Raw genomic sequence first — 12,894 nt, 5'->3', positions numbered from 1 at the left:
ATTTATTTTTTTATTTTCAAGATCATGATCAGACATTTTTTCTACCGGACTGAGTTTGATTTTTTATTTCCTTTAGGATTCCCCTGAATTTTTCACCTCTGTCCTTATAATCCCTGAACATATCCATGCTTGCGCATGAAGGTGAAAGAATAAAATAGCTTCCTTTTTCTGAGACTTCAATACCTTTTCTAACAGCTTCTTCAAAACTGTTAGAAATTATAACTGAATTAAAAGAATCTTTATCAGAGTCAAGCATCTCGGATAATCTGAATCTGCAGGCACCTATAAGAATAATATTTCTGGCTTTTTTCCTTAAAACCGGCATAAGGCTTGAAAAATCCATACCTTTGTCAAGTCCGCCGAGAATCAGTGTTATGCCTTCAGGAAAATTCTCAAGAGCTTTTAATGTGGCATCAGGATTGGTAGCTTTGGAGTCGTTAAAACATTTTATTCCGTTTACTTCGCCTACAAATTCCAGTCTGTGTGGCAGAGGGTTGAAATCTTTTACTGATTCCTCTATATACCTATCTTCTATTTCAAAAATCTTTAATGCGCCCAATCCTGCCAGGAGATTTGATATATTGTGTGAACCTATCAGTTTTCTTTCTGAAATATTTATGCTTCCTTTTTTTCTTCCAAAATCATAGAAAAGAATTTCATCTTTGCTAAACAAGTCAGAGTTTTTATTCCTTTCAAGAGAAAAATAAATTTTTTTTGATTTTATGCTCCTGAAATTACTGCTTTCAATCATCTTCACAGTATAACCGTCATCAATATTTAAGATAAGGTAATCTTTTTCGCTTTGGAATCTGGAAATATTGAATTTGGTTTCTGCATAATTTATCATTGATCTGTGCCTGTCAATATGATCTTCGGTAATGTTTAATATAATTGAACAAAAAGGACTGAAACTTATGATATTTTCCAGCTGAAAACTGGAAATTTCTATTATTCTTATTATTTCATCCTCTTCAACATAGGTGTCGGTTTCATGATACCGGTATTTGAAATTAAAAGTATCAATAAGCGGATTGCCAATATTTCCGCATGTAACAGCTTTTCTTCCCGCATTATTAAAAACCAGACCGAGAAATGAAGTAAGCGTTGTTTTGCCATTTGTTCCGGTTACAGCAACGGTGTTTCTCTTCTGATTTTCACTCATAAGCTGCCATGCAAATTCAATTTCGCTTATAACAGGAATTTTTCTTTTTTCAGCTGATTTGACAAGTTCGTGCCCCGACGGAACGCCCGGACTGACTATGATAATATCCGTATTTTTAAGCAGATCTTCCGGAGAAAAATCAAGTCTTCCCAGATATAATTCAATATCAGTTTGTTTTTCCAGTCTGTTCAGGCTTTCGGACTTTACATAGTCCGGATTTGTGTCAACAGCTTTTATCTTTTTACAAAGAGGACTTATTTTTTCCAGGACAGATAATCCGCTTTTGCCAAGGCCAAGTACAAGAATATTTTTCTTTTCTATACCATCAATCAGCTTGTCTTTTTTTTTCATATTATTGTCAGTTAATAAATTTAATATAATATACGGAGAATCCGGCAGCAGCAAACAGGAAGCAGACCAGCCAGAACCGGGTTATCACTTTTATTTCAGGCCAGCCAAGCAGCTCAAAGTGATGATGTATCGGAGCCATTTTAAAAACTCTTCTTTTAAATATCTTGAAAAACAAAACCTGAATTATGACCGAAAGAGCCTCTATGATAAATATGCCGCCGATAATTATCAGAAGAATTTCCTGCTTCAGAAGGATGGCTACTGCACCGATAAGCCCCCCAAGCGCAAAAGAGCCGGTATCACCCATAAATATTTCCGCGGGTGAAGTATTCCACCATAAAAAACCTATACAGGCAGCAATTGTTCCACCGCAGATAACTGCAATATCAATTGCAGATTCGATATTAAAAACAGTCCATTCCAGGAAAGCTATGAAGATAAAAGCCGCAAGCACAATACTGGATGTTCCTGCAGCAAGTCCATCAAGTCCATCAGTAAGATTAACCGCATTTGTAGTGCTTATAATAATAAGTGCCACAATAAGATAATACCAGTTACCGATATCAAAGACCTTATTTGTGAAAGGTATCGATATAGTAGTGGGAAAATCAAGGACAAACTTTAGAAATAATATAAAATAAATACAAACTAAAAGAAGCAGCCCAATTTTTACCCATCCCCTGAGACCAAGATTTCTTTTTTTTCTGAAACCTATGAAATCGTCAATAAAACCGATTAACCCGGATAAGATAAAAATACTTAAAAGAAAAATTCCCTCTATGCTGAATTCAAGATGGCGGTAATATTTTAACAGCGTTACCACCACAAATGAAAGAGTGCTGGAAACAATAAAAGCAATTCCTCCCATGGTGGGCGTCCCCGCTTTTACGGAATGAGACTGCGGACCATCTGATCTTATGCTCTTCCCGACATTTCTTTTCTTCTGTATCCGTATAAGAGCAATTGTAATTAACACAGAAAAAATACCGCTTATAGTTACCGATAAAAATATCCAGTTCATTTTTTTTATTTAAATATATTTGATAATATCTTCCATTAAATTTCCGCGTGACCCTTTTATGAGTACAATATCTCCCTTTTCAATTATATCTTTAACAGATTTTATTAAAGAATTCTTATCTTTGAAATAGTAACATCCGGCAGAACTATTTTTTTCCTCATTATAGATATCGTATGCTCTTTTTGATTTATCACCCAGTGCGATTAAAATATTTATACCGCTGCGCAATAAATACCTGCCCAGATCTTCATGATATTTTTCCGATTCCCTGCCAAGCTCCAACATGTCGCCTATCACCGCAATACTTCTGGCTTTCTTTGTTTCGGCAATAATTTTCAATGTATCTATAGCGCTTTTGAAAGAAACAGGATTGGCATTATAGCAATCATTTATTACATACTTTCCGTTTTCCCTTATTATCTCCATCCTGCAATCAGCTGCAGAAGTTTCTTCTATCGATTCTTTTATTATTTTTTGATCCACACCTAATTCAAAAGAGATTGCAGCAGCAAGAACAGCATTATAAACATTATGGAACCCGGGAATAGATAATTTTATATCTGTGATTTTTTTACTGAAGAAATTAAAATCAAATCCATAGCATGCATTTTCATCAGCAGAAATATTTGAAAAATTATATTTATACTCTTTTTTTCCTCCGCATTCAGCTATCTGGCATTCGGAGTACTTCTTCAGAATATGAAAATACTCATCGTCTCCGTTTAAAAAAAGCATTCCGTTATTTTTTCCGATGGTTTCCGATATCTCTGATTTTGATTTGGCAATCTCTTCAACATTTTCAAAAAATTCCAGATGGGAAGGGCCTGTCTTTGTTATAATCCCGTATTTTATATTACAGATGGAAGAAAGCTCTCTTACCTGACCCCTTGCTCTCATCCCGATTTCAGCTATGAAATATTGTGTTGTGCTGTCAGTTCCAAAAACGGTTTTTGGAATTCCTATCTCATTATTAAAACTTTTTTCCGAATAAACTGTTTTACCGCAATTTTTTAAAATACCTGCAACAAAATTTTTGGTTGTCGTTTTTCCAACACTGCCTGTAATTCCAATGGAAACAGGAGAATATCTCTGCATGTAACCTTTGGCGGCATTCATTAAAAATGAAAGCGTGTCTCCACATTCAAGTACTGATAATTTCATCCTGCTTTCTTTTGCTTTTTTTAATGCATCAAGAGCATACTCATTATTTTTTTCAAATACAAAACCTGAAATCCCTCTGTCAATTGAATCCGCAATAAATCTGTGCCCGTCAAAATTTGCTCCTTTCAGGGGGATAAGGAAATCATTTTTTTTTATGGTTCTACTGTCAGTAGAAAAATTATTTATTGTTCCCGATTTTAAAAGAACGGGCAGGGAACCTGTCCAGACAATCAAGTCATTTATACTGATCTTTTCCATGGTTTTACTCAGCGCCTCTTTTTTTATTCCATTCCCTGACAACTTCCTGGTCACTGAAATGAATTCTGTGTCCGGAAAATTCCTGATAATCCTCATGGCCTTTTCCGGCAATAATGACAATATCATCTTTTTGTGCTGTTTCCAGAGCTTCCAGGATAGCTTTTCTCCTGTCAGGAATCTTTATATAGTTCCGGTTGCCTGTTTCCATGACACCTTCTTCTATCATTTTTATAATTGATTCCGGCTCTTCAGACCTGGGGTTATCTGAGGTTATGAATATATAATCTGATATATCTCCTGCTATTTTTCCCATTTTCGGTCTTTTGCCTTTGTCTCTGTCTCCGCCGCATCCAAAAACAGATATCAGCCTGGAGCCGTCTTTAAGCAGCGATTTTGCTGTCAGCAGAACATTTTCCAGACCATCTGGTGTGTGTGCATAATCAACTATTACCGTGAAATCATCAATACCATTTATTTTTTCAAATCTTCCGGATATGGCATTATCGGTTTGGACGCCTTCTTTTATATTTATACTGTCAAGCCCCAGAGATATTGCCGCTCCTGCTGCAGCAAGTATATTATAAACATTAAAGTAACCGGAAAGAGGAGAAGAAATATCTGTCAGTCTCTTCCCTCTAAATATAATATTCATTTTTATTCCGGAAGTATCGCAAATGATATCATCGGCATAAAGGTCTGCCTCCTTTGTCTTTGCTGAATAAGTGATAGTTTCAAGATCAGTCTCTTTGCAAAGAATCCTGCCATAAAAATCATCTATATTGATAACAGCATTTTTGCATTTAAAAATGTCTCTATACTCTTTTATGAATAATTTCTTTTTTGCATTGAAGTAGTTTTCCATATTCTTATGATAATCAAGATGATCCTGGGTCAGATTAGTAAAAACAAATGTTTCAAAATCTATGAAATCAATTCTATGCAGGTCAACTGCATGTGAAGAAACTTCCATAATCGCATGGGTAACACCTTTTTCAACACTGTTTTTAAAGAATCTGTTCAGCTCAGGAGACTCCGGTGTCGTTCTGTCAAATATTGCACACTCGTTTAATATCCCGGACATTATGGTTGTTATAAAAGAGGTGTCTGATAAAGCTGATCTGAGCATGGAATTGACAAGAAAAGTTGTGGTTGTTTTTCCATTAGTTCCTGTTATGCCTGTAATCTTTAATTTCCCGGATGGCCTGTTGAAAAAGTTATTGCTGACACAAGCAAGAGCCGGCCTTGGTTCCTCTACAATTATCTGGGTTATGCCGGGGATTTTATCAGTCCTGCTGCTTGAAATTACAGCTACTGCTCCGTTTTCTACTGCATCACTGACATAATCCTTTCCATCTCTCTTAAAACCCGGAACAGCTATAAAAAGAGAATCCTGCACTGCAGTTTTGGAATTGAAAGTTATGTCTGAAATATCTTTACCGGTATCTCCGATAATTTCAACATAATCTAAACCTTTAATTATTTCTTTTAAGTCCATTTTTAAAACCAGTTCCTTAAAGACAAAAATTATATATTAACTAAAATAATAGTTCCATCAGAAATAAAAATAAATAAGAAGAAGATTTTAAAATATATCTGTATCAGTTTACTTTTTTAAGTGCAAACTCAACTATTTCCGCAAAAAGAGGGGCAGCTACTGTTCCGCCCCAGATTTCTTCTTCATTGCCCTGCGGTTCATCAATTATTACAACACATGCAATCCTGGGATCATCATATGGTGCAAAACCTATGAAAGAGGTAATTACTCTTCCTTCGCTGTATCCTATACCGCTTTTATTAGCTTTTTGTGCTGTCCCTGTTTTGCCGCATACCAGAACGTCTTCTATTGCTGCACGTTTTCCCGTCCCGCTTTCTACAACCTGAAGCATCATTTTTTTGACACTGTCGGCTGCCAGACTGCTTATTATCCTTATTCCTTCATCCGGAATGGTTTTTTCAATATTCCCATTGTTCTGGTGAATTTCTTTCACTATATAGGGGTTGACAAGGTATCCTCCGTTTGCAATTACGCTTGCCGCCCTCAAGAGCTGAATGGGAGTTACGGAAATACTCTGGCCGATTGCAATAGCTCCTATTGTTGATGCAGGCCAGGCTTTGTAATCGGCTATTATGCCTTTTTCTTCTCCGGGAATATTTAAACCTGTTTTATTTCCGAATCCAAATTTAATAATGCTGTTATAATAATTTTCACTTCCCATGGCCAGAGCAACAGTCACTGCTCCGATATTGCTTGAATACTTTATGATATCTCCGACAGTATAATCTATTCCATAAGTACGGTGTGTTTCTTTTATTATCCTGTCCCCTACTTTAATGGTGGGAGAAAGATGAAATAACTGATCCGGCCCTACAAAACCTCCGTCTATTGCGGAGGAAATATTGACAATCTTGAACGTTGAGCCCGGCTCATAAGTAAAAGAAACACCTAAATTGCTAAAAAACTCCTGTGAGTAATCCGAATAGTTGTTTAAATCAAATGTAGGATACTGAGCCATTGAATATATCTCACCGGTTCCGGGATTCATCACCACACATATCGCCCTTGGTGCATTATACTGTTCAGCTGCCTGTGCCAGCACATTTTCAGTAAAAAACTGAAGCCCTGAATCAATTGTAAGAACTATATCAGAGCCCGATATGGGCGCAGTATAGCTTTCTTCATCCGCTTCTATTATTTTTCCGAATACATCTTTTTCTGCACTGTATTTACCATCTATGCCTCTCAGAAGCTCTTCATAGCCAAGCTCTATGCCTGAGAGCCCGATATTATCTATATCTGTAAATCCTATAAGCTGGCTTGCAAGTTCATTCTGGGGATAGAATCTTTTACATTCATCTTCTATTCCTATTCCTTCAAATCCATATGAACTGATTTTATCAGCTATATATGCATCTACCTTGCGCTCGATATATACAAAACCTCTTTCCTTGTCAGAAAGTTTTTCTTTTATTCTTTCCTTATCAATACCAAGGATTTCTCCGATTACTTCTGCAACATAGTCTTCATCTTTTATCAGTTTGGGGTTAGCGGTAATTGTTTTTTCCACAAGACTTGATGCAAGCTCTATACCGGATCTGTCCAATATTTTTCCCCTTTTGGATTTGATTATATAATCGCCGGTATGCTGATAGTCTGCTTCAACCTTATACTTGTCAGCAAACACAAACTGGATATTGACCAGCCTGTAAACTATAAGGCCAAAAACTGCAATAAATAAAAAAAACAGGAAAATAATCCTTCTCCTGTTGGCTTTTGTATTGTCTTTTCTTATCATTTTTTTAAGGAATAAAGAATGTTAATATCCCTTCTGAAACCACCAGGAGAACTTCTCTGACATTATCAGCTACGGCTCCCAGGTTTAATTTATCTGTATTCTCAGCCGGATTAATGTTTTTATAAGTATTATCATAATTGTTTTTAGCAATATTCATGCTGCTGGCAGTCCGGCTGTAAAATATATCCAGTTTCCTGAATTCCGTTCCGGTATTTGCAGATTGTGCATTACCTTCAATATCTGTCGAAGAATCTTCAGCATTTTCATTATCCTGTCCTGCGTCAGCAGCTTCTTGAACAGAATTATTCTTTATTTCAATTGCTGAGGCTATCAATGAAGGAGATTTTAACTGCGATATTTTTAAATTCAATCTGTCGCTTCTGTCTTTTTCAGCTCTGATTGCCTGATTGAGGTTGAGAATAGTTCTGTCATAATTAAGATTCTGTATTCTCATTCCGATATTTATAATTACACCAACACATAAAAACAATATTACAAAAAGAAGTATCGGAAAAACACCGGAATTATAATAAAGATAATACTGCTCCCTTTCCTTCCTGACAGTATTATCATTTTTTACCAGAGTAAGAGAAGGCTTATATTCCTCATAATATTCATTTTTAGCTGTATTCTGCATTTTGTATACCTTTTCCTTTTATATATCTTCCAGTTTTTCTATAGCCCTCAGCCTGGCGCTTTTTGATCTCGGATTATCTTTAATTTCCTCGTCCCCCGGTGTGACTGCCTTTCTGGTTAAAATATCCGCGACTTTCCTGGCGCCGCATACACACTCGGGCAGACCTGACGGACATGAACATTTTCCCTGCATAGTCTGAAATTTTCTCTTTACTATTCTGTCTTCTAATGAGTGATAAGATATTATCACCATCCGACCACCTGTATTTAATGCTCTGAACCCGTCATCAATTCCCTCAGCCAGATTATCCATCTCCCTGTTTACTTCTATTCTTATTGCCTGAAATATTCTTTTTGAAGGATGACCTCTTGAACCATATCTTGCCTTGGGGGGGATGGATTTCTCAATGATTCTATTCAGATCTCCTGTTGTCTTTATGACCTTGCTATTACGGAATTTTATTATATTTCCTGCAATTGCGGCTCCGTAATTTTCTTCGCCATATTTGTAAAAAATATCTTTCAGCTTTTCTTCAGAATAATAATTAATGACTTCAAAAGCCGATAAATCTCCTTCATTGTCCATTCTCATATCAAGAGGCTCATCCCGCATATAGCTGAAACCTCTCCCGGATTCTTCTATCTGCATTGAAGACATACCCAGATCAAGGAAAAAACCGTCTATTTTTTTTATGCCTGCTTTATTTATCATGGATAGAACATCTGTAAAATTACCTTTAAAAAGACGGGCATTCTTATTTCCTTCAAACAATTTGGCGGCGGTGCTGACAGCCTGGCTGTCATGATCTGCTGCTATTATTATGCCTGTGGGGGCAATGGCTTTAAATATTGCTACGGTATGGCCCGCACCGCCAAGAGTTCCGTCAAATACTACCTTTCCCGGCTTAAGATCCAGATAAAACAAGCTCTCTTTTAAAAGAACAGGTATGTGTATTTGCTCTAACTTCATTTATAATAATTGGCTTATCGCTTAACCAATTTTAAAAACCAAGGCTTTCAAAAGCCTTTTTATTCCCTGAAAACTCTTTCTCGGCAGAACTGTCATATTCCTCCCAGGCCTCCCTGGCCCAGATCTCTGCCCTTGTTGAAACACCTACCAGCACAACATCTTTTTTAATATTTACATAATCTGCAAGATTTTTATCTATCTTTATACGTCCCTGGGAATCCAGGACTTCTTCATGTGCTGATTTAAAAAACCATCTTGAAAACTTCTGTATGTTTATATTTGTAACCGGATTGTTTGTAATTTTCCTGGCAAGTTCCTCCCAGCTCTCAATTGAAAAAAGAAACAGGCATTTTTCATCAAAACCTTTTGAAACGATTGCTATTCCTCTGGTAAGTTCTTCCCTGAATTTTGTAGGAATAAATAATCTCTGTTTGCTGTCTAAATTTCTCTGATACTCACCTAGAAACATATTCCCGCTTGTTTTTAAATAAATGATAATTATATTTCTTTTTATGGGATTTTTATGGTTATATTCCCCACTTCTCCCCACATCACACCATAAAGATATACCAATAAAATTGTATTGTCAAGATTATTTTTAACTTTATGAAAAAATGTATTAATAAATTTATTAATACATGCGGATATTATATTTATATGAGGATATTATGTTTGCATGGGAATATTATATTTATATGAGGATATTATGTTTGCATGAGGGTATTATGCTTATACGAAGGTATTACACTAAATCACATTAGAGAATATTTAACGGAGAATACGCTTATTCATCTATTTTAATATCATTTACCTTTAACTCGCCATTTTCAGTCCTGGTTAGCTCTTCAATTTTCTTTTCCGCTTCATTCAGTCTGTTTACACAGAATTCTGAAAGTTTCACACCTTCTTCAAATTTTTCCATTGCATTTTCAAGCGTGATGCCTTCTTTTTCAAGCTCATTTACTATATCTTCAAGTCTCTGCATTGCTTCTTCAAAACTCAGATTTTTATTTTCCATTTTATTCCCACTTTTCCAATATTTATTTTTTCTAATATTTAATACTTATTTTTTCTTATTACTTCAGAATACAATTTTCCATTCTTTACAGACGTTTCAATTAAATCACCCTTGGTGACAATACTGATATCCCCTACAATTTTACCGGTACCGACAAGTTTTGTAATGGAATATCCTTTTTCCAGTATTGTAACAGGATTTGAGCTTTTCAACCTTTCAAGAATAATGCCGGCTTCATTTCTTTTTTTAATTAAAACTGATTTATATTTTTCATTTATCAAAGTTGCCCTGCCTCTGATACTGTCTGTATCCGTCATGATTTTCCTTTTTAAAATAAGAGGACTTAGTCTTGAATTTAAAATACCAAAAGATTTTTTACCTGTACTAATAATAAAACTGATATTATTTTTTAGTTCTTCGGTATAGCTGTAATAATACTGCCAGAAATTATTGACTATTATCCTTGGCCATCTGAAAATGCTTTTTGAGGAAATCAAAAATATCTCCCGTTTCAGGAAAGCAATCTTTTTTTTCAGAAAATTCCGGCTCTTTTCTGATAATGACATTATGTTCCGGAGGGTTTCCTGTTTATCAAGAATCACTATTTCGGCAGCATGTGTGGGAGTTGCAGCTCTGACGTCCGCCACAAAATCACAAATAGTAAAATCTGTCTGATGACCTACACCTGAAATTACGGGAATACCGCATTTAAAAATTCTTTCTGCAAGTTCTTCTTCATTAAAGCAGCTTAGATCTTCAAAAGATCCCCCGCCTCTTGCAATTATTATTACATCCACACCATATTCTTCCAGTTCATCTATCGCTGAACAGATTTCCCTTCCGGCCTGCTTCCCCTGCACAGGTGTATTTCTTAAAACCAGATGATAATTGCCGAATCTCTTATTCAGTATCTTGATTATATCTTTTATGACTGCTCCGCTTTTGGAAGTAATGAGTCCTATTTTGCCAGGTAAGACAGGAGGTTTCTTTTTGCAGGCATCATCAAAAAGACCTTTGCTTTCAAGCTTTTTCTTCAGTTGCTCAAATGCAAGCAGAAGATTGCCTTCCCCGACAGGTATTATATTCTTTGCAATTATCTGGTATTCGCTTCTTTTATCATAAATACTTACATAACCATTTACATAAACATGGATACCGTCTTTCAATACAGAATTGCCGGCAGTGTCTGAAAAAAGAAAACCTGATGATTTTATACTATTCTCAAAGAAAGCGATTTTCAGCATTGAATTATCGTCTTTCAATGTAAAATACATATGCTTTCTGTTGGGAAAGGCATAATTGCTGATCTCGCCTTCTACCCATATATCAAAATATGAGGATTCGAGATTGCGTTTTATCTCAAGATTTAACTCGCTGACTTTATATATTTTCTGCTGTTCTGAAAAAAAATGCATCATGAATCAAGATTCCAGGATACCAGCATAATCTGAGTGCTTTTGTCCGACATTGATTTTATGAGAACATTTAAATATCTGTCTTTATCCTGACTAATAAAAGAATATTTGGAAAATCTGAAATCATTATTACCGTTTTCACCGGATACTTCTTTTTCGTCTTCAATAAAACCTTCTTCCAGTTTTTTATCAACTGTTTCAAATATCTCTGTTCTGCTCCAGACAGACTGTACTTTTTTATTCTTATAAAACTGGTCTATTTTATCAAAAGAATCAGCCGAACCAAATACCATATAAAACAAAGTACCGTTATCTTCTGCCAGTCCGGCATCTGTTATTTCTGACTGAAGATACCGGAAATTATTATATACTTCAATAAAATCCTTGTTCTCAAGCAGGCTTTCATATTGTTCCTGTCTTGAAAGAGCCTCTTCCCTGGTAGTTTCTGCTGCCTCTTCACCGGTATTTTTATTTATTGTCACAACAGTATCTGCTGTTGTTCCGGCTGCAGCTCCAAAAGGCCTGTTTATAAATACAACTATCAGAACAGCAGCAACAATTATTATTATCAGTATTACAAGAAGAATCTTAGTAGTCTTTGCCATTTTTTTATCCTGTTATTAAATGGAATCTATAAATTAAATTCAAGAATTATTTTAATAATAACATACAGACAGAAAAGAATCTCAAGAATTGCCATTATAGCATTCATGATGTTTTCAAAAGGCTCTGATTTTTCCTTAAGATAATCCAAAGGTCTGTTAATAAACATTTTTATTTTCGGAAAGAATTTTATAAGAGAATAAATATTAAAACCCGCAAGAACAGAGGCTCCAACGACTATAATATTGTCATTAAGAATATAAACTGCGAAGAAATAATATCCGAGCTCAATAAGAGACAGCATAATAATGATTATAATGGGCAGGGCAAAAACTGAAGAAGTCTTTCCGCCTTTCTTGCCAACTTCATTTTTAATCTCTTCCATCATTTTTGGATTATCTGCCGCCATTTCTTTATTTCTAAGCTTAAATATCGACCTTAAGCTGAAAATATGAAATAAAAATAATATAAAAGAGAATATTAGTAAAGCTGACATATTGTATAATACACTTTAAATTGACTAAAAAAATAAAAAAGATTTTTATACATTATTTCTTTTCTTTAACTGTTTTGCTTTCTGCAGGCGAAGATGCTTTATCTGTCTTTTTATCGACTTCTTTTTCATCTTTTTTGATTTCAGGCGGAACGGATGAAGCCGGCTTTGAACTCTTTGAATTATAGTCAGTCGAGTAAAACCCCGAACCCTTAAAGACAATGCCGACCGGTGAAAAAATTCTTAAAGCCTCACTGCCGCAATCCGGGCATTTTACTTTGCCACTGTTTGTCGGTTTTTCAAATTTATCAAAAATTTTTTCACAATCACTGCACTTGTAACTATATATCGGCATTTTCAGATCCTCCTAAAACAGCTATGGTGCTTGAAAGTCAGAATTTTAAACTTTACTTTAAAATATAATGACTTAAAATATTTTTATTTAAACAATCAATAGAACATCAAACTATATTATAAAAATTTTTGCAATATTATAAAAATATTTATTTTTTT

General features: G+C 35.1%; 13 protein-coding genes. All 13 read right to left on the bottom strand.

Annotated elements, in window-relative coordinates:
* Window positions 1-28: 28 nt before the first annotated feature.
* The 13 genes from murD to GXZ93_01115 all read right to left on the bottom strand — a co-directional run bounded on the left by murD (window position 29) and on the right by GXZ93_01115 (window position 12,736).
* Entirely contained in the window at window positions 29-1,513 is a 1,485-nt protein-coding gene (murD, locus tag GXZ93_01175; protein HHT78404.1) for a UDP-N-acetylmuramoyl-L-alanine--D-glutamate ligase, read from the bottom strand.
* 7 nt (window positions 1,514-1,520) lie between these two features.
* Window positions 1,521-2,534 (bottom strand): phospho-N-acetylmuramoyl-pentapeptide-transferase, encoded by a 1,014-nt coding sequence (locus GXZ93_01170; protein HHT78403.1) that lies wholly within the window; start codon window positions 2,532-2,534, stop codon window positions 1,521-1,523.
* A gap of 9 nt (window positions 2,535-2,543) precedes the next feature.
* The gene (locus GXZ93_01165; GenBank protein ID HHT78402.1) at window positions 2,544-3,953 is read right to left on the bottom strand and encodes a UDP-N-acetylmuramoyl-tripeptide--D-alanyl-D-alanine ligase; all 1,410 of its coding nucleotides are present in this window, start codon (window positions 3,951-3,953) and stop codon (window positions 2,544-2,546) included.
* Between the two features lie 4 nt (window positions 3,954-3,957).
* A complete protein-coding gene (locus tag GXZ93_01160) occupies window positions 3,958-5,448 on the bottom strand; it encodes a UDP-N-acetylmuramoyl-L-alanyl-D-glutamate--2,6-diaminopimelate ligase (protein HHT78401.1) in 1,491 nt (496 codons plus the stop codon).
* 103 nt (window positions 5,449-5,551) lie between these two features.
* Entirely contained in the window at window positions 5,552-7,246 is a 1,695-nt protein-coding gene (locus GXZ93_01155) for a penicillin-binding protein 2 (GenBank protein HHT78400.1), read from the bottom strand.
* Window positions 7,247-7,250: 4 nt separating this feature from the next.
* On the bottom strand, window positions 7,251-7,883 hold the full coding sequence (locus GXZ93_01150; GenBank protein HHT78399.1) for a hypothetical protein: 633 nt from the start codon (window positions 7,881-7,883) through the stop codon (window positions 7,251-7,253).
* An 18-nt stretch (window positions 7,884-7,901) separates the two neighbouring features.
* On the bottom strand, window positions 7,902-8,852 hold the full coding sequence (gene rsmH, locus GXZ93_01145; GenBank protein HHT78398.1) for a 16S rRNA (cytosine(1402)-N(4))-methyltransferase RsmH: 951 nt from the start codon (window positions 8,850-8,852) through the stop codon (window positions 7,902-7,904).
* A gap of 31 nt (window positions 8,853-8,883) precedes the next feature.
* Window positions 8,884-9,321, bottom strand: coding sequence for a division/cell wall cluster transcriptional repressor MraZ (gene mraZ, locus GXZ93_01140; protein HHT78397.1), 438 nt, complete (start codon window positions 9,319-9,321; stop codon window positions 8,884-8,886).
* Window positions 9,322-9,636: 315 nt separating this feature from the next.
* On the bottom strand, window positions 9,637-9,870 hold the full coding sequence (gene xseB / locus GXZ93_01135; protein ID HHT78396.1) for an exodeoxyribonuclease VII small subunit: 234 nt from the start codon (window positions 9,868-9,870) through the stop codon (window positions 9,637-9,639).
* Window positions 9,871-9,908: 38 nt separating this feature from the next.
* Window positions 9,909-11,288 (bottom strand): exodeoxyribonuclease VII large subunit, encoded by a 1,380-nt coding sequence (gene xseA, locus GXZ93_01130; protein ID HHT78395.1) that lies wholly within the window; start codon window positions 11,286-11,288, stop codon window positions 9,909-9,911.
* Window positions 11,285-11,890, bottom strand: a complete 606-nt coding sequence (locus tag GXZ93_01125) for a hypothetical protein (protein ID HHT78394.1) — start codon at window positions 11,888-11,890, stop codon at window positions 11,285-11,287. Before GXZ93_01125 ends, xseA begins: the two co-directional genes overlap by 4 nt.
* A gap of 26 nt (window positions 11,891-11,916) precedes the next feature.
* A complete protein-coding gene (locus GXZ93_01120) occupies window positions 11,917-12,297 on the bottom strand; it encodes a hypothetical protein (protein ID HHT78393.1) in 381 nt (126 codons plus the stop codon).
* Window positions 12,298-12,436: 139 nt separating this feature from the next.
* Window positions 12,437-12,736, bottom strand: a complete 300-nt coding sequence (locus GXZ93_01115; protein ID HHT78392.1) for a zinc ribbon domain-containing protein — start codon at window positions 12,734-12,736, stop codon at window positions 12,437-12,439.
* Window positions 12,737-12,894: the final 158 nt, after the last annotated feature.

It is taken from the genome of Actinomycetota bacterium, from assembly GCA_012837825.1.
Classification (GTDB): domain Bacteria; phylum Actinomycetota; class Humimicrobiia; order Humimicrobiales; family Humimicrobiaceae; genus Humimicrobium.
Note: the sequence above shows the minus strand (reverse complement) of the source record. Positions and strands in the feature narration are given on the sequence as shown.